Source organism: Streptomyces sp. NBC_00887, assembly GCF_045207585.1.
This window is the reverse complement of the sequence record NZ_CP108788.1, coordinates 744,948-762,870: the sequence shown is the minus strand read 5'-3', so window position 1 is coordinate 762,870 and position 17,923 is coordinate 744,948. Positions and strand designations below refer to the sequence as shown.

Annotated in this window: 13 protein-coding genes and 2 pseudogenes; 8 read left to right on the top strand and 7 right to left on the bottom strand. The window is 70.1% G+C overall.

The window, feature by feature from the left end; all coding sequences use genetic code 11:
- Positions 1-30: 30 nt before the first annotated feature.
- Complete coding sequence (gene manD / locus OG844_RS03525) at positions 31-1,245, top strand: D-mannonate dehydratase ManD (protein WP_406388026.1); 1,215 nt, start codon at positions 31-33, stop codon at positions 1,243-1,245.
- Between the two features lie 63 nt (positions 1,246-1,308).
- Here the strand turns inward: manD and OG844_RS03520 are convergent, their stop codons facing one another.
- Complete coding sequence (locus OG844_RS03520) at positions 1,309-1,884, bottom strand: AAA family ATPase (protein WP_406388025.1); 576 nt, start codon at positions 1,882-1,884, stop codon at positions 1,309-1,311.
- Between the two features lie 188 nt (positions 1,885-2,072).
- Here OG844_RS03520 and OG844_RS03515 point away from each other — a divergent pair, with 188 nt between their 5' ends.
- Both OG844_RS03515 and OG844_RS03510 read left to right on the top strand, forming a co-directional pair.
- Positions 2,073-2,846, top strand: a complete 774-nt coding sequence (locus OG844_RS03515) for an SAM-dependent methyltransferase (protein WP_406388024.1) — start codon at positions 2,073-2,075, stop codon at positions 2,844-2,846.
- A 95-nt stretch (positions 2,847-2,941) separates the two neighbouring features.
- Positions 2,942-3,208, top strand: a complete 267-nt coding sequence (locus OG844_RS03510; protein ID WP_406388023.1) for a hypothetical protein — start codon at positions 2,942-2,944, stop codon at positions 3,206-3,208.
- A 121-nt stretch (positions 3,209-3,329) separates the two neighbouring features.
- Here the strand turns inward: OG844_RS03510 and OG844_RS03505 are convergent, their stop codons facing one another.
- Both OG844_RS03505 and OG844_RS03500 read right to left on the bottom strand, forming a co-directional pair.
- Positions 3,330-4,775, bottom strand: a complete 1,446-nt coding sequence (locus OG844_RS03505) for a glyceraldehyde-3-phosphate dehydrogenase (RefSeq protein WP_406388022.1) — start codon at positions 4,773-4,775, stop codon at positions 3,330-3,332.
- Positions 4,776-4,885: 110 nt separating this feature from the next.
- Positions 4,886-5,341, bottom strand: coding sequence for a MarR family winged helix-turn-helix transcriptional regulator (locus OG844_RS03500; protein WP_406388021.1), 456 nt, complete (start codon positions 5,339-5,341; stop codon positions 4,886-4,888).
- 162 nt (positions 5,342-5,503) lie between these two features.
- Between OG844_RS03500 and OG844_RS03495 the strand changes: the two genes are divergently transcribed.
- A complete protein-coding gene (locus OG844_RS03495; protein WP_406388019.1) occupies positions 5,504-6,961 on the top strand; it encodes an MFS transporter in 1,458 nt (485 codons plus the stop codon).
- A gap of 97 nt (positions 6,962-7,058) precedes the next feature.
- Here the strand turns inward: OG844_RS03495 and OG844_RS03490 are convergent.
- Positions 7,059-7,667 (bottom strand): annotated as a pseudogene (locus OG844_RS03490) (DUF6250 domain-containing protein); the annotation flags it as partial.
- Positions 7,668-7,721: 54 nt separating this feature from the next.
- Positions 7,722-9,572 (bottom strand): annotated as a pseudogene (locus tag OG844_RS03485) (hypothetical protein); the annotation flags it as partial.
- 261 nt (positions 9,573-9,833) lie between these two features.
- On the opposite strand from OG844_RS03485, the gene uvrA reads away from it, so the two are divergent.
- Positions 9,834-12,332 (top strand): excinuclease ABC subunit UvrA, encoded by a 2,499-nt coding sequence (uvrA, locus tag OG844_RS03480; RefSeq protein ID WP_406388018.1) that lies wholly within the window; start codon positions 9,834-9,836, stop codon positions 12,330-12,332.
- A gap of 405 nt (positions 12,333-12,737) precedes the next feature.
- Here the strand turns inward: uvrA and OG844_RS03475 are convergent, their stop codons facing one another.
- Positions 12,738-13,703 (bottom strand): TauD/TfdA dioxygenase family protein, encoded by a 966-nt coding sequence (locus OG844_RS03475; RefSeq protein WP_406388017.1) that lies wholly within the window; start codon positions 13,701-13,703, stop codon positions 12,738-12,740.
- Positions 13,704-14,221: 518 nt separating this feature from the next.
- On the opposite strand from OG844_RS03475, the gene OG844_RS03470 reads away from it, so the two are divergent.
- Positions 14,222-15,427 (top strand): ROK family protein, encoded by a 1,206-nt coding sequence (locus tag OG844_RS03470; RefSeq protein WP_406388015.1) that lies wholly within the window; start codon positions 14,222-14,224, stop codon positions 15,425-15,427.
- 34 nt (positions 15,428-15,461) lie between these two features.
- On the opposite strand, the gene OG844_RS03465 is transcribed toward OG844_RS03470, so the two are convergent.
- A complete protein-coding gene (locus OG844_RS03465) occupies positions 15,462-16,070 on the bottom strand; it encodes a TetR/AcrR family transcriptional regulator (protein WP_406388014.1) in 609 nt (202 codons plus the stop codon).
- Positions 16,071-16,166: 96 nt separating this feature from the next.
- Between OG844_RS03465 and OG844_RS03460 the strand changes: the two genes are divergently transcribed.
- Both OG844_RS03460 and OG844_RS03455 read left to right on the top strand, forming a co-directional pair.
- Complete coding sequence (locus OG844_RS03460) at positions 16,167-16,910, top strand: SDR family NAD(P)-dependent oxidoreductase (RefSeq protein ID WP_406388013.1); 744 nt, start codon at positions 16,167-16,169, stop codon at positions 16,908-16,910.
- 178 nt (positions 16,911-17,088) lie between these two features.
- Complete coding sequence (locus OG844_RS03455; RefSeq protein WP_406388012.1) at positions 17,089-17,736, top strand: NADPH-dependent F420 reductase; 648 nt, start codon at positions 17,089-17,091, stop codon at positions 17,734-17,736.
- Positions 17,737-17,923 lie beyond the last annotated feature (187 nt).

Genomic DNA, 17,923 nt, shown 5'->3' with positions numbered 1-17,923 from the left:
CACACCCACCGCACCGGAGAGAGCATCCGCATGAAGATCGTCCACGCGACGGTGGTCGTCACCAGCCCCGGCCGGAACTTCGTCACGCTGAAACTGACGACCGACGAGGGCCTCACCGGCCTGGGTGACGCCACGCTCAACGGCAGGGAGCTGGCCGTCGTCAGCTACCTCACCGACCACATCGCGCCCCTGCTCATCGGTGCGGACCCGCACCGGATCGAGGACACGTGGCAGTTCCTGTACCGGGGTGCCTACTGGCGGCGCGGACCGGTGACGATGGCCGCACTCGCCGCCGTCGACGTCGCCCTGTGGGACATCAAGGCCAAGGCCGCCGGTCTGCCGCTGTACCAGCTCCTCGGAGGTGCGAGCCGAGAGCGCGTCCGTACCTACGGGCACGCCAACGGCGGCGACATACCCGAACTCCTGGACTCGGTCAGGGCCCGTCTCGACGAGGGGTACCAGGCGGTCCGCATCCAGTCGGGCATCCCCGGGCTGAAGGCGGTGTACGGGGTGCACAGCACGGACGACGACGGCTCGCCGGTCCTCCACCAGAGGGCCCGGCCGCTGGTGGAGGACTGGGACACCGACGCCTACCTCCGCCACGTGCCCGCGGTCTTCGACGCCGTACGCGCCGAGTTCGGCGGCGAACTGCCTCTGCTCCACGACGTGCACCACCGGCTCACACCGATGCAGGCAGCGCGGCTCGGCAAGGACCTGGAGCCGTACCGGCCCTTCTGGCTGGAGGACTGCACTCCCGCGGAGAACCAGGAGGCCCTTCGCCTGGTGCGCCGGCACACCACCACACCGCTTGCCGTGGGCGAGGTCTTCAACACCGTTCACGACTACCAGACCCTGATCACCGAGCAGTTGATCGACTACGTGCGGTCCGCCGTCACCCACTTCGGCGGCGTCACACCGCTGCGGAAGCTCTTCGACTTCGCCGCGCTCTACCAGATCAAGACCGCCGTGCACGGCCCCCAGGACATCTCCCCGGTCGGCATGGCGGCAGCCGTACACCTCGACCTCGCCGTCCACAACTTCGGCATCCAGGAGTACTCGGGCCACCCACCGCTCACCGAGGAAGTCTTCCCGCACGCCTACACGTTCACCGACGGACACCTGCACCCGGGAGAGGCGCCCGGCATCGGCGTCGAACTCGACGAGAAGGCGGCGGCCGCCCATCCGTACGAGGCGGCCTACCTGCCGGTCAACCGTCTCCAGGACGGCACCGTCCACGACTGGTGAAGATCGGTCACGGGCAGGAAAGCCAGGAAGGCCGCCTCAGGGGTCGCGGCCGGCCGGCCCGAGTCACCGGTCCGCCGCGAGGCTGTCGAGGTGGTCGAGAATGGTCTGGACTGTCTCTTCCGGCGTCTGCCGGGAATTGTCGATCCACAGGCCCAGGCGTGGGGTGTCCTCGCGCAGCGACGCGTCGAGGGCCTCGATGGTCCAGACGCCGTAACCGGTCTTGGCCCGGCTCTTCTCCCGTGCCGCCACGACGTCCGGCTCGGGGGACAGGACGACGATGTGGAGCGGTTCGGTCCTGATCAGGGCGGCGTAGTCCGCCAGGTCCTTGCCGAGGATGACGTCCTGGACCACCGCGGTCCAGCCCTGCGCCGCGTACGCGTCGGCGGTGGCGGCCGACAACCGGTAGCGCAGCCACAACTGCGCGAGGGCTTCGGGGGTCTCTTCCGGCATCAGCTCCTCACGGCCGGACACCATCATCCTGCGGAAGAAGTCGCCGCGGACATGAGCGGCCTTCGGCAGCCGCTCGGCCAGCAGTTGGGCGACCGTGGACTTCCCCGCCGCCATGACACCCGTGATCAGTACGACAAGTGCTCGGGTTCCCTCCGCTCCCGGTGTCCGGGACTTGCCCGCTCCGGTCATTTCCGCCCCTGCTTCCTGCGTCGCAGCGTTCGGATCCTCACGGAGGGATTCTCCCTGGAGGGACGGGAGGAGCGGCGGCTCTCGTGTCGAGCAGCATCCTCTCGCGCTCGGCCCGGGGCCGGAAGCGAGCACCGCGGCTCCGCGATATCGGGTTGCACGGACCGCGTCGACCCACTTGGGTCGTGGCCGTGACCTTCCTTGATGACCTGATACGCCCGGACCGCTATCCACGCTCGTCCCGCTACGACCCGACCTGGCTCCTCGGCCTGGACATGGGGCCGAACCCGTTGTGGCTGCTGGAGGACCTGGCTCGGGACCTCGACCTGCGTCCGGGCATGCGGGTTCTCGACCTCGGTTCCGGCAAGGGTGCGACGTCGGTGTTCCTGGCGCGCGAGTACGGCGTCCAGGTCGTGGCGGCGGACTGGTGGATCGGCGCGGAAGAGGCGGCGTCCGTCTTCGCCGAGGCCGGTGTAGGCGACCGGGTGGAGGCCGTGCACGCGGAGGCGCACGTCCTGCCGTTCGAGCAGGGGAGCTTCGACGCCGTCGTCAGCATCGACGCGTTCGAGTACTTCGGCACGGCGGACAGCTACCTGCCGTACCTGCTCCAGTTTCTGCGGCCGGGTGGGCAGTTGGGCATGGCGACACCCGCGATGAATCGTGAGGTCCGGGACCTGGGAGCGATTCCCCCGCACATCAAGGAAGTCGTCGGATGGGAGGCGATCGCCTGGCACACGGCCGAGTGGTGGCGCTTCCAATGGGAGATCACCGAACTGGTGACGGTCACGTCGGCACGGCTGCAGCCGGACGCCTGGCAGGACTGGCTGCTGTGGACCCGGGCGGGCGCCGAGTTCCGGCCGGAAGGCCGGGCATCCAGTCAGCCCGTCATCGACATGCTCACCAAGGACGCCGGCGAGTTCCTCAGCTTCGCACTGGTCACCGCCCGCAGGACGAGCGCCGAGTGAGCGTGCCCGGCCGGCAAGGATCTCCTGCTCGACGCCGCCTCGCGACCGGCGGAACACGAGCAGCCGGTGTCAGTGCCGACTGCGATGCTGCCCGTATGGATGAGCTGGAGTTCATGCGCGGCAGGGTCTACGGGGCGGACCACGAGGATGCCGGACCGCTTCAGGGCCGCGCCTACGTGGAACTGGTCGGCGGACCGCTGGACGGGCTTCTCCTGGATGTCACCGACTGGCCCGACCCCGCCCGTCACGAAACGGTCGCCCTGCCCACGGAGATCGGCCGCTACGGTCCGGGCGGCCGCGCCCTCTACGCCCCGCGAGCGGTGGATCCGCGCCGGTTCCACTGGCACGGGGACAGTCCCTGAGGGCAGTCCCGTGATCCCTTCCGGGCCGGACACGCCTGTGGGAGAACGACCGGGTCGGTCGCTCTCCCACAGTGCCCTCCGCCGGACGGCGGACCGGAGCGGACCTGGCGGTCCGCCGCGATCAGACCGCCGGGGCCGGGTAGGTCGGGTACTCCACCCCGGACACGTGCTGAACCACGCGGATGACCTGGCAGGAGTAGCCGAACTCGTTGTCGTACCAGAGGTAGAGGATCGCGTTGTCGCCGTCGACCTTCGTGGCACCGGCGTCGACGATCGAGGCGTGCCGCGAGCCGATGAAGTCGCTCGAGACCGCGTCGGGTGCGGTGGTGAAGTCGATCTGGCGCTTGAGCGGGGACGTCAACGACACGTTGCGCAGGTAGTCGAGGACCTCCTCACGCGACGTCTCGCGCCCGAGCCTCAGGCTGAGGATCGCGATCGAGACGTCCGGCACCGGAACGCGGATGGAGCTGCCGGTGATCGGCGCGTCGAGGTCGGGCAGCGCCTTGGCGACCGCGGACGCGGCGCCGGTCTCGGTGATGACCATGTTGAGCGGAGCCGAGCGGCCGCGGCGGTCCGACGGGTGGTAGTTGTCCAGCAGGTTCTGGTCGTTGGTGAACGAGTGGACGGTCTCCACGTGGCCGCGCAGCACGCCGTACTCGTCCGCCATCGCCTTCAGCGGCGGGACGATCGCGTTGGTGGTGCAGGACGCACACGACAGGACCTGCTCATCGGGCTTGATCGTGTCGTGGTTGACGCCGTGCACGATGTTGGGGACGTCGCCCTTGCCCGGCGCGGTCAGGACGACCTTGTCGATGCCGGGGCGCAGGTGCTTCGACAGGCCCTCGCGGTCGCGCCACTTGCCGGTGTTGTCGATGAGGATGGCGTTGTTGATGCCGTACGCCGTGTAGTCGATCTCCGACGGGTCGCCGGCGTAGATCACCTTGATCTCGTTGCCGTTGGCGACGATGGTGCTGTTCGCCTCGTCGACCGTGATCGTGCCCTGGAACTGGCCGTGGATGGAGTCGCGGCGCAGCAGCGAGGCGCGCTTGACGATGTCCTGCTCGCCGCCCTGGCGGACGACGATGGCGCGCAGCCGCAGGCCGTTGCCGGAGCCGGCCTTCTCGATGAGCAGGCGGGCGACGAGGCGGCCGATGCGGCCGAACCCGTAGAGGACGACGTCGCGCGGCTCGCGGCGCTCGATCTTGTTGGCACCGGTGGCGCCGGAGACGGCCTCGGCGGTGAACTCCTCCACCGAGAGGCCGCGGTCGTCGGCCTTGTACGTCGCGGCGAGCATGCCGATGTCGACCTGGGAAGGGCCGAGGTCCAGGGTGGTGAGAGCCCGCAGGAAAGGCAGCGTCTCGGTGACCGAGAGCTCCTCACCGGCGATCTGGCGCGCGAAGCGGTGGGTCTTGAGGAGGCTGACCACCGACTTGTTCACCAAGGAGCGGCTGTGGAGGAGAACGGTGACGTCCCCCTCCCGGTGCAGCTTCCCGATGATGGGGATCATCGATTCCGCGATCTCCTCGCGGATCTTCCAGTTGGTGAACGAGTCGTCATTGACAGTCACAGGTTTATCTTTCGAGCTAGGAGGCGCTCATATGCTAACCCGACGTCCTTTTGATCATGCAGGGGGTGCCTCGGGTGCCTCGGGTGCCTCGAGCCCGGCGGTGAACCGGGTCACGGCCGCGGCCAGGGCCGCCCGCCGAGCCGCTCGATGCCGGTGTTGAACCGCTTGAGGTAAGCGGCGAAGGCGGCGATGTCCTGCTCCGGCCAGTCGGCCATGACCCGTCGCAGCGAGCGGACCGTGCGCTCGCGTTCCTCGTCGAGCAGGCGGGCGCCCTCGTCGGTGATGCGGAACTTGCGGGCCATGCCGCCCGCGGGGTCGGGGATGCGCTCGGCCAGTCCGGTGTGCATCACGGCGGCGGTCTGCCGGTTGAGGGTGGAGGCGTCGAGCCCGAAGGCGTCGCTCAGTTCGCCGATCGACATCGGCCCCTGGACGCGGAGGCGGCTGAGCAGGATGTAGGCGCTTCGCTCCAGCCCGCCGTCCTTGGCGCGCCCGTCTCTGTGCTGCAGGAGTCCGTGGCGGCTGAGCAGCATCTGCTCGTACTCGACCTCGTACGTCGGCCTGCTCATGTGTGCGCCGCCTCCTGCACGTCCGCCTGGCCGGCACGTTGCAGTTCGCGGTGGCCGGGGCTCAAGTGTCGCACGATCATGTGCATCGCACACATGACATGCTCGATACATTGGATGTGTACGATGCATATTGCACCCGACAGGAATACGAGGAATCCCTTCATGGAAGCCCCCCAGCCCCCGGCCCGCGCAGGCGCCGTGGTCGCCACGCTGGCTTTCGCCGGCACCACGGCAGCCATCATGCAGACGCTGGTCACGCCCTTGATCGGGGAGCTGCCCCGGATCCTGCACACCTCGTCCGCGAACAGTGCCTGGGTGATCACGGTCACCCTGCTGGTGGCGGCCGTGTGCGTGCCCGTCACCGGACGGCTCGGTGACCTGCTGGGCAAGCGCAGGTTGCTCCTCGCGTGTTCCGTGCCCCTCATCGTGGGTTCGGTGGTGTGTGCGCTCGCGTCCTCCGTCGTCCCCATGATCGTCGGGCGCGGTCTGCAGGGCATGGGTATGGGCATGGTGCCCCTCGGCATCGCCCTGCTGCGTGACGTGGTCCCGGCGGAGAAGCTGAGCTCCTCCATCGCGCTGGTCAGCGCCTCGATGGGCATCGGCGGCGGTCTCGGCCTGCCGATCTCCGCGGCGGTCGCCCAGTACACGAGCTGGCGGGTGCTCTTCTGGGGTTCGGCCGTGCTCGCCGTGACGATCGCCGCACTGATCTGGTTCATGATCCCGGACATCCCGGCGGGCGCCAAGGGCCAGCGTTTCGACGCACCCGGTGCGATCGGTCTCGGTGTGGGCCTGGTCTGCCTCCTGCTCGCCGTCTCCAAGGGCGCCGAGTGGGGCTGGGGCTCGACCGAGACGCTCGGCCTGTTCACCGCCGCCGTCGTGGTCCTGCTGGCCTGGGGCTTCTGGGAGACCCGTACCCGGGATCCGCTGGTCGACCTGCGCACCACGGCCCGCCCCCGGGTCCTGCTCACCAACCTCGCATCGGTGTTCATCGGGTTCGGCATGTACGCCAGCATGCTGATCATTCCGCAGCTGCTGCAGTTCCCCGACGCGACCGGTTACGGCCTGGGCCAGTCGATGCTCGCCGCGGGCCTGTGGATGGCGCCCGGCGGCATCATGATGATGCTCGTCTCGCCGTTCGGCGGAAAGCTCACCGACGCCCGGGGCCCGAAGTTCACCCTGATCTGCGGTTCACTCGTCATCGCCGCGGGCTACGGCCTGTCGCTGGTCCTGATGGGTTCCGCCTGGGGTCTGATGCTCGTCTGCCTGGTCATCAACGGCGGTGTGGGCCTCGCCTACGGTTCGATGCCCGCGCTGATCATGAGCTCGGTGCCGCTCTCCGAGACCGCCGCCGCGAACGGCTTCAACACGCTCATGCGATCCCTCGGAACCTCGATCGGTGCCGCGGTGGTCGGCGTGGTCCTGTCCCAGATGAACATCACCATGGGCGGCTTCAGCCTCACCTCGGAGGACGGCTTCCGCGCCGGCCTGGTCATCGGAGGCGGCGTAGCCCTGGTGGCTGCTCTGATCGCGGCGGTCATCCCGGCGGCCCGCGCCGCCGGGATCGCCGGCGAGAAGGCCGACGGGACCGTCGTCGAGGAGCAGGCCACGGTGAAGGCCTGACACTCGTGCCTCCGCGCCGGGTCACCGACCCGGCGCGGAGGCACGCTGCGGCCGCCGGGGTCCCCGGCGACGGGTGACGACCGCGGAGTTCCACCGATCAGGTCCGGGTCGGCGGACGCCACACGGCGAAGTCGCTGATCCGGAAGTGACTGGTGACCGTACGGAAGGCGAAGTGTCCACTCGTGTACGCCTCCGGGTCGTGGTGGTCGAAGACCAGTCGCCCGTTGTTCCACCACCGGACCGTCGAACCGTCGGAGACGATCCTGACCCGGTTGGGCTCGTTGGCCGTCAGCAGCGGCTGCGTGTAGTCGTACAGCAGCGGCCGGTTGTCCGGATCCCCTACGTAACGCCGTAGCCGTGTGGTGGTGTTGCCGTTCGCGCCGTAGCCGACGTAGTACGTCCTCAGGTAGTTGTACTCGTCGAGCCGGCCCTCCCTCACGGTGGCGAAGAGGTCGTGCGGGGAGCGGGCGTCCGTGGCGTTCCAGAAGTTGTTGAGGTCCGACACCCGGTCGTTCGGACCGCCCCGTGAGACCGGCGTCGCCGTGTACTCGAGCTCGTACCGGCCCTTCAGTCTCTTCCCGAACCAGACGGTGGCGCCGCTGGGCACGTCGATGTCCAGGACTCCGTCCTCGGCCGTCACCGAGCCGCCGTCCTGGAGCTCGGAGCGCCACTGCCCCGTTCCGGAGCGGAAGGCGTCACCGGCGATGCGGGTCCATGCGCGGTCGGCGCCGGTGTCCGTACGGATGGCGGGCTTGCGCGGGTTCCTGGAGTCGAAACCGAGGTAGTAGTCGGTGAAGGTCGACTGGAGGTAGCCGCGCACCGTCCAGCCGAGCCGGTACTCGGGGTTGTGGGCGAGCGTGTAGAGCCGGGTGCGGGTGGGCTCGGTGGTGGTGTAGAGACGAAGTGCGCGGTGGTCCTCGGTCTCGGCGACGATCTCCTCGCGCCAGTCGCCCAGGATGTCTCCGTAGAAGGGCGTCGCGTTGCGGGCCCCCGCCACGACACCGGACGGATCGAAGATCCGCTCCGACGTCTCGGACCTCGGGTTCCACTTCTCGACGTGGGTGCTGTCGAGGAGTTCGGCCCCCTTGTCCCCGTCCCACCAGATACGGAAGTTGACGCTGGGGGTGGTCGTGGAGACCTTGCCGTCCCGGACGTTGCGCACGCCCGCGCCGGGCGCGGTCACGTCGGCCGTGGACGTCCAGAACTCGAGGCCCCGGTGGCGGGGGTCGATATCGGCGGCGGTACCACGGCCCACATCGAGGTCCGCCTCGCCGGCCGGATCTTCCGGGTGGACGCCGGTGGTCAGGCGCTCGCCGGTCCCGGCGTCGTAGTAGTACCAGGGGAACGCGGACACCACGCCGAGCTCGGACTGCTGGATCGCGAACCCTTCGAGTCCGGGGCGGTCCGGGTCCAGGTCCGCGATGTGGAAGCGGTCCCCGTGACCCGCTCCCTCGACGACGTAGCGCAGGGAACCGTCGCTGTCGACCACGTAGTTGCCGTCGGCGATCTCGTCCTTGCCGTCCTGGTCGACATCGACGACCCGGATCTGGTGGAAGCTCGTCGCGCGGCTCTCCGCGGTGGCCACGTACTTCCAGCGGCTGCTCAGCTCGCGGCCGTCGAAGTCCCAGGTCTGGAAGAGGGTACGGAAGGTACCGCGCTTGGCACCGACTCGGGTGACCAGCTTGGTCACCAGGCTGGGGTGCACCCCGTCCAGGTGGGCGACGCCGAAGTGGCCTCCGGAGGGGCCGTCCGCGACGAAGTCCTCCGGAACGGGCTGCCGGGTGCGTTCGGTTCCGCTCTCCCCGTCGATGACAGAGATGAACTGCTGGGCGGGTGAGTCGGCCTCGACCTTCGCGCCGTCGGCGAACGTGGTGCCGTCCGCCGTGTGGACGAGGACCTCCGCCCTGCCGTCGCTGTCGAGGTCGTAGACGGTGACGTTGTCGTCGTTGCGGAAGCCGCCGATGGCCGTCGACCCGCTGATCGCGGCGGGCGCGGGGTCGTTGGCGCCGTTGCCCGCGACCTGGGTGAACGAGCCGGGGCCCTGGTCGACGCGCCACAGCCGACGGCCCAGGAGGGAGTACGCCTCCAGCAGATCGGGCTTGTCCCGGGTGCCGGAGAGGCGGCTGACGACCAGCTCGTAGCGGCCGTCGCCGTCGAGGTCGCCCGGCCAGGCGTGCTGCACCGTGTAGCCGTCGGCATCGGTCAGCGGGATCTCGGCGTAGCCCTCGTCGAAGGAGAGTGCGGGGGCGCCGGCCTGCTGCTCCCTGCTGCCCACGATCGCGCGCACGGTGTACGTACCGCCGCCCGTGCTGTTGTCCTGGTACGTGGTCGACTCGGTGACGGGCCTGCGGTTGAGGCGCTTGCCGTCCCTGTAGACGTTGAACGAGATGTCGGATCCGTACTCGGTGCCGAGCAGGCGCCAGCTGAGGAAGGTCCCCTTCCCCGACGGGACGGCCACGAGTCCCCGGTCGAGGTCCTCCAGGATGCGGCGGGGCTGCGGGGAGCCGCTGTGGCCGGATGCCGTCGCGGCCGGGGCCGACAGGAGTCCGGCGAGGACCGCTGCGGCGCTCGCCGCGGCGATTCTTCGGTATCCGGAACGGATGGCATGCATGACGATCGGTACTCCTCGATGCAGGGGCGCAGGGTGCGGAAGGGCAGCTGCGGAAGGCAGTAAGCGCTTCACACGATGCGGGCCGCCGAGTCCCGTGTCGATCTTTTCCGGTGACGTGCCACACGACCGCAACGACGCGCTAACAAAGGCGCGGGGACGCGGGGGCGCGGACTGCGGATGAGCAACGGCGGGCGCACACTGAAGAAGGAGACGCGTCGGGCGGCGGCGTGCCCGTCCGTCCCCGATGCCGTCCGGAGAGATATGACCAGCCCGGCCGATGACCCGTACGTGCGGGTGCGCGGCGCCCGCGAACACAACCTGCGGGACGTCGACGTGGACATCCCGCGGGACGCCCTGGCCGTATTCACCGGGGTCTCGGGGTCGGGCAAGTCGTCGCTGGCGTTCGGCACGATCTACGCGGAGGCGCAGCGACGCTACTTCGAGTCGGTCGCCCCGTACGCCCGCCGGCTGATCCATCAGGTGGGCGTGCCCGCGGTCGACGACGTCATCGGGCTGCCACCGGCCGTCGCACTGGAACAGCGACGGGGTTCGGCGTCGTCCCGCTCCTCCGTCGGCACCGTGACGACGTTGTCGAACACGCTGCGGATGCTCTTCTCCCGCGCGGGCACCTATCCCCCCGGAGCCGAGCCGGTGGACTCCGACGCCTTCTCCCCGAACACGGCAGCCGGCGCCTGCCCGGAGTGCCACGGCCTGGGCAAGGTGCACCGCACCACCGAAGAACTCCTGGTCCCGGACCCGTCGCTGAGCATCGCGGAGGGTGCCGTCGCCGCGTGGCCCGGGGCCTGGCACGGCAAGAACCTGCGGGACGTCACACGGACCCTCGGATACGACATCGACCAGCCCTGGAGGGAGCTGCCGCACCAGCAGCGGGAGTGGATCCTGTTCACGGACGAGCAGCCGGTCGTGACCGTGGACCCGGTGCGGGAGGCGGGCCGGATCCAGCGCTCGTACCAGGGCACCTTCCAGAGCGCCCGGCGCTATGTGATGCACACGTTCGCCGACTCCAAGAGCCAGACGCTGCGCGCCCGGGCCGAACGGTATCTGGAGAGCTCGGCCTGTCCGTCCTGCGCCGGCAGCAGGCTCCGCCCGGAGTCCCTGGCCGTCACCTTCGCGGGGTGGACGATCGCCCGGCTCAACGCGATGCCGCTCGCCGCCCTGGCCGAAGTGCTGCGGCCCGTCGCCCGGGGCGAGGGCGGTGGATTCCCCGCCGGTCCCCGGCAACAGGTCGCCGAGACGCTCTGCACGGACCTCGTCGACCGCATCGCGGTGATCACCGAACTGGGCCTGGGCTATCTGAGCCTGGACCGCACGACGCCGTCGCTCTCGCCCGGGGAGTTGCAACGGCTGCGCCTCGCAACGCAGTTGAGGTCGGGCCTGTTCGGCGTGGTGTACGTCCTGGACGAGCCGTCGGCGGGGCTGCACCCGGCCGACACCGAGGCCCTGCTGACGGTGCTGGTGCGGCTGAAGGAGGCAGGCAACTCGGTGTACGTCGTCGAGCACGACATGGACGTGGCCCGCAGGGCGGACTGGATCGTCGACGTCGGGCCGCACGCGGGCGAGCTGGGCGGCCGGGTCCTGTACAGCGGCCCGGTGGACGGTCTGGCATCCGTCGCCGAGTCGGCGACCCGCCGGTTCCTGTTCGCCTCGGGTCCCGACCCCGCGGCAGGGCGTACCCCGCGGGAGCCGTCGCTCTGGCTTCGCCTGCGGGGCATCAACCGGCACAACCTGCGCGACCTCGATGTGGACCTGCCCCTGGGGGTGTTCGCGGCCGTCACCGGCGTCTCGGGGTCGGGAAAGTCGACCCTGATCGCACAGGTGCTCGCCGGGGCCCTCGCCGAGCATCTGGGCACGGAAGACCCGTCGGACAACGCCGGCGAGGCGAGTGACGCACGCGACGCGGCGGAGGGGGAGACCGGGTCCGGCGCGGGCTTCGTGGCCAAGGGGATGGAGGCGGTGAACCGTCTGGTGCAGGTGGACCAGAAGCCCATCGGCCGTACACCGCGCTCCAACCTGGCGACCTACACAGGCCTGTTCGACTCCGTGCGCAAGCTCTTCGCAGCCACCGACGACGCGAGGCAGCGCGGCTACAACGCGGGCCGCTTCTCCTTCAACGTCGCCGGCGGCCGGTGCGAGACCTGCCAGGGCGAGGGAATGGTGGCCGTGGAGCTGCTCTTCCTGCCCGGCACCTACGCGCCCTGCCCGCAATGCCGTGGAGCCCGCTACAACGAGGAGACCCTGCAGGTCCGTTACCGGGGCCACGACGTCGCGGAGGTACTGGGCATGACTGTGGACGCGGCCGCGGAGTTCTTCGCCGACGTCCCGCAGGCGGCGCGGAGCCTTCGCACCCTGCGCGAGGTGGGCCTGGGCTATCTGCGGCTCGGGCAGCCCGCCACCGAGCTGTCGGGCGGCGAGGCGCAGCGCATCAAGCTCGCCTCGGAGCTCCAGCGGAGCCGTGTCGGACACACCGTGTACGTACTCGACGAGCCGACAACAGGGCTGCATCCGGCCGATGTCGACCTGCTCATGCGGCAGCTGCACGGGCTCGTCGACGCGGGCCACTCGGTGTTCGTGGTCGAGCACGAGATGGGAGTGGTGGCCGGAGCCGACTGGATCGTGGACCTGGGGCCCGGAGGCGGCGACGCGGGAGGCCGGGTGGTCGCCTCCGGACGGCCGGCCGACGTGGCCCGGGCGTCCGGGAGCCGGACGGCGGACTACCTGGCACGCCGGTTCAACGGCTGAGCCGGCGCGAGGTCCTGTCGGCAGGGTGGACGTGTCCGGACCGCGCCGTCCGAGGGCAGGGAAGTGCCGTCACCGTCCGGTGCCGTGGCCGAACCGCACCCCCTCCCACGGCACTTCCTCCGGGGACGACTCCGCGCGGCGTCAGCCGGCCGGGCGCCGTGCGGCCCGCCGGATCTCGGGCCGGGTGTCCTCGATCCGCGCGAGCCACACCAGCAGCTCCTGACGCAGTGCGTCGGCGACGGCCGGGTGGGAGTCGAGCCCGGCCCCGCCCGGGTTCCGTGGGCACCGGTCGTGTCCCAGCGCTGCTGGTCGGTGAGACCACGATCACCTGCGGTCCCACCCCGGCGGGCGGCGCCATGGCGCCGCCCGCCGGGGTGGGCACGTCGCCGTGCGGGGCGGACACGCTCACGCGCCGGCCTTCTGCGCCACCGAGGACTCCGAGGCGCCGGAGGCGATGCCGAAGGCGGGGTCGGGCACCTCTTCAGGGCTGATGAGGGTGGACGAGCGGCCGTCGACACCGACCGGGACGTCGCCGTCGATGGTGACGCGGCGGAGCTTGCGCACGTGGGTGTCGGAGTCGTCCACGCCGTAGTGCTGTGTGGCCCGGTTGTCCCAGATGGCGACGTCACCGGTCTGCCACTGCCAGCGCACGGTGTTCTCAGGCCGCTCGACGTGCGACTGGAACAGGTCGAGCAGGGCGCGGGAGTCCCGGCCGGTCAGCCCGCTGATGCGCTGGACGAAGTTGCCGAGGAGCAGGACGCGCTCGCCGGTCTCGGGGTGGACACGCACCACCGGGTGCTCGGTGAGGAACTTGGTGGACGTGAACACCTCGCGGTACTGCGCGAGTGCCTCGGGCAGGGCGTTGGGGCGCAGCGCCGCGTAGTCGTAGTCGTTGGAGTGGACCGCGCGCAGACTGTCCGCGAGCACGCGAAGGGGCTCCGGCAACTCGGCATAGGCGGCAGCGGTGTTGGACCACAGGGTGTTGCCGCCGTACGGAGGGGTGACGACGGCGCGCAGGATCGAGAACGCCGGGTAGGCGGGCACGAACGTGACGTCGGTGTGCCACTGGTTCGCCCGGCCGCCGTGATCGGAGTCGATGCCGAGCGAGTAGCGGCCGTCGGCGGAGGGAACGGTGGGGTGGGCGACCGGGGTGCCGAGCAGTTGGCCGAACGCCTCGTGGCTGTCCTCGTCCAGGTGGTCCTGGCCGCGGAAGAAGACGACCTTGTTGGCCAGCAGAGCGGCCCGGACCGCGGCGACGGTCGTGGGATCGAGGTCGCCGCCGAGGCGCACCCCGGAGATGACTGCGCCGAGACGGCCGCCGATCTTCCGGACGGTGACGGTGGAGGCGGGGGCAATGGTTGTCGACGGCATGGATGGGTTCCTTTCGGAGACCAAGATCATTCAATTGATTGATCCTGGAGCGGAAGTAATTGGGTCGAGCGAGGTGCCCTGCGCCGGACGCGATGCGGTACGGGTGCCGCGGAGGGCAGGGGAGCGGGATCGCCGGAGGTGCGGGGCCGGAGCCGGCAGGTCAGACGGCGGTACAGCGACCCGGACACGTCTGGGGCGCTGTGGCGCGGCCGGCGTGCGCGGACCGCGCGGCGGGAACGGCCGTCGCGAACATGTCTCGGAGACTTCCAGCGGCCCGCGGCGTACGTCAAGCACACTTCCACGCCCCGGACGGTGCGCGGCAGTGGTTGAATCGGCGCCTGCGTGAGGCCGGAGCCCTGTCCGGCGACGCGTCGTCAAACAGCTTCTGAGCAGCAGTTATCCCTGCCGCTCTGGATGTACCGCGCACCCTGGTGGGGTGAGGGGCGAAGGCCCCGGCGCGATTTCACGCCGCCGTAACGTTGCGACCGCCCCCGGTCGCAGGACCGGAGGAACTCCCCATGGCAGCCGTCCCTCACATCGCCCGGACGACCGGCGACGGCCGGCGCGAGGCCAACGCCGCCACGGTCCTGCGCACCGTGCTCGATCATGGACCTGTCGCCCGCAGGATGATTGCCGAACTCTCCGGTCTCAGCCCCGCCGCCGTCTCACGTCAGTGCACCGATCTGGTCCGACTCGGCCTCGTGAGGGAACTTCCCGAACTCGTCGAGAGCATCGGTGTGGGCAGACCGCAGATCCCGGTCGACCTGCATGCCGGGGAGACCGACGGGCCGGTGGCCGGTGGTGTCCACATCGGCGTGCCCGGATCGACGTTCGGCCTGCTGGATCTGCGCGGCCGGTTACTGGCCCGCAGCACGCTCCCGCACGACGGCATCGCCCCCGGGGATCTGCCGCACCGCATCCTCGGTGCGCTGCGCACCTTTCTCGCCGACGCCGACCGGGGCCGTCGTCTGCTGGGGGTCGGCGCAGCCCTCGGCGGATGGGTGGATCCAGGTCCGGGGACGGCCGTCCGGCACGACGCGCTGGGCTGGCACCAGCGCCCGCTCGCTGCCGAACTGGCCCGTGGACTGGGCGGAATGGAGGTTCGGATCGACAACCACGCCCGAGCCATCGCGCAGTCCGAGATCCTCTTCGGCCGGCCCGCGGCGCGCCGCAGCCTGGTCCACCTCTTCATCGGCAACGTGGTCGACGCCGCCCTCGGTATCGCCGGGGTCGTCCACCAGGGGCCGGGGTCAGGCGCGGGGGACGTGGCACACCTGCCGGTACCGGATTCCACGGCCGTCTGCCCCTGCGGGCGGTCCGGCTGTCTGGAGGCGACGGCGTCCAACACCGCCGTCGCGCTGACTGCCGTGCGGCGCGGGATCGTGTCCGAACCCGATGTGTACCTCGTCGTGGACGCGGCCGCGGCGGGGGACCGGCGCGCGGACCGGCTGCTGCGCGAGCGGGCCCGGTCGGTCGGTCGTGCGACGGCGCTCCTGCTCGACATCCTCAACCCCGATCTGGTCGTGGTCACCGAGCACTCCAGTCTGCTCAATCCCGACTACCTCGAGGAGATACGGGGCGCGGCGATCGATCTGTCCCACGTCTGCCGGGATCCCGAACGGATCGTCAGTCCCCATTCCGGGACGGCGGTCCTTCCCGTCGCCGCAGGCACCATCTTGCTCAACCCGCTGTTCAAGAGCCCTTTGGCGACCGTCGACAGGTAGTCGTACCCAGGGAGCGGGAGGTGCCGGACGGCTTTCAGGAGAGTGGCCAGTTGCGCAGCGCGGCGTCTGCCATCGTCTGGAGTTCCGCGCGGTCGACTCCGCTCGCGGCTTGCACAGCGATGCCGAAGGCCAGGGTGGTGACGTAGCGGGCCAGGAGTGCTGGATCTGCCTGCGGCGGCAGGTCGCCGTCGTCGACGGCTTGTTGGAACCGCTGCCGCAGGCGGGAGCATCCGTTGTTCCGCCAGGCGGCGAGGAGGTCCCGGACTGCCTGCCCGGAGTCACTGGTGGCCAGGGCGCTCTGGACGCCCATGCATCCGTGGGGCCGGGCCGGGCCTGTGGTGGTCCGGATGGTGCCGGTCAGAATCGCGGTGGCCGTCGCCAGGGCCGTCGGTTCTTCCAGGGCGCGGTCCAAGTACGCGCTGGGGCCTTCGGAGTAGCGCTCCAACGCCTTGCGGAACAAGTTCTCCTTGTTGCCGAAAGCCGCGTACATGCTGGTGGTGGAGATGCCCATCGCGTCCGTGAGGGTGGCCAGGCTGGCGCCTTCGTAGCCGTGCTCCCAGAAGACCAGCATGGCGTGCTCAAGAGCCTCATCGGCGTCGAACCCCCGTGGCCGGCCGGCGGAGCGGTTCTGTTTGATGTCCACGCTCCGCACAGTACCACTTCCGCATCGATCGATGCGGAAGTGGTGTACGTTCGAGTTCTGCATCGATCGATGCGGAATGTAGGGGAGGCTATCGCTGTGGGACTGCTGGAGGGAAAGACCGCTCTCGTCACCGGGGGCAGCACCGGCATCGGCTTGGCAAGCGCCGTGAGGCTGGCGGCCGAGGGAGCGCATGTGTTCATCACCGGCCGGCGCAGGACGGAACTCGACGCGGCCGTCGAAACGATCGGCTCGGCGACCGCCGTGGTCGGCGACATCGCGGACCTGGCCGATCTGGACCGGCTCTACGAGGCGGTCCGGGACCGTGGACAAGGTCTGGACGTCCTGTTCGCGAACGCCTCCGTCGCCGCGTTCGTGCCGCTGGAGCAGATCACCGAGAAGCACTTCGACACCCATTTCGGGATCAACGTCCGGGGCACGCTGTTCACCGTCCAGAAGGCGCTGCCTCTGCTCAACGACGGCGCCTCGGTGATCCTGAACGGTTCCACCAACGCGGACGTCGGTGCGGAGGCGTTCGGCGTGTACGCGGCCTCCAAGGCCGCCATCCGGTCCTTCGCCCGGACCTGGGCCAACGAACTCAAGGGCCGAGGCGTCCGGGTCAACGCCGTTTCGCCCGGCCCGACCGACACTCCTGGCCTGTCGGGACTCGTTCCCGGTCCCGAGCAGGCCGGCCTGCGGCAGCACCTGGCGGCGCACGTTCCGCTGGGCCGGCTCGGGCGCCCGGAGGAGATCGCCGCGGCCGTGGCCTTCCTCGCTTCCGAGCAGAGCAGCTTCATCACCGGTTCGAACTTGTACGTCGACGGCGGAATGAACCAGATCTGATCGGCGGCCGGAAGAGTCCGGCACGGCCGTCGGTCAGTGCGTCCCGGCGTCCTGGCCAACGGCCTCCGGCGTGCACCCGGAAGGCGGAGCCCCGCCCGGCAGTCCACGGACCGCGAGCAACGCCACGCCGCCGCCCCCCACGGCCCAGCCTCCCCACCACACACAGGGACGAGAGATCATGACAGTCATCGGCATCATCGGCGCGGGCGAAGTCGGCAGCCAGATCGCACGTGCGGCGATCGTGAACGGCTACGACGTCGTCATCGCCAATTCACGAGGCCCCGAGACCTTGAAGGACCTCATCGACGAGCTCGGTCCGTCAGCGGCCGCCGCAACTGCCGCCGGCGCCGCCGCCGCCGGAGAGTTCGCTGTCGTGGCGGTCCCCCTCAAGGTGATCAACGACATGCCCGTGCACCAACTGGCGGGCAAGATCGTGCTGGACACGAACAACTACATGACCTGGCGCGACGGCCATATCCCGGCCATCGACTCGGGAGAGAAGACCGTGCACGAGCTCCGCCAGGAGCACCTGCCGGAATCCAAGGTCGTCAAGGCCTTCACCCACATCCAAGCCCCCCGCATCACCACAGCGGGCAGGACGGCAGGCACCCCCGGCCGGCTTGCGCTGTCGGCCTCCAGCGACCACCCCGAAGCCGTGGAGCTCGTGACGCGCCTGTACGACCGGTTCGGGTTCGACACCGTCGACAACAGCCCCCTCAGCGAGTCATGGCGCAGCGGCCCCGGCCAACCCGCATGGCTCGCACACGAGCACCAGGCCCGCGACGAACTCATCGCCAACCTCGCCGAGGCACGACGAACCGTCTGAGCCGAGCCCCGCCCGAAGGCGGTTGCCGCCACCGACGCGGTCCGCCGGATCGTTCCCGGCCGGCTCGGCACCGGGCTGATGACCGTCCGGGGCGGGGGCGCCCCGCTCCGGATCGCGTCCTTCGCCGGACCCCGGGAGGGCACAGCTCACGGCACTCGCCGGCGAACCGGCCCGCCACTTCCCGGTG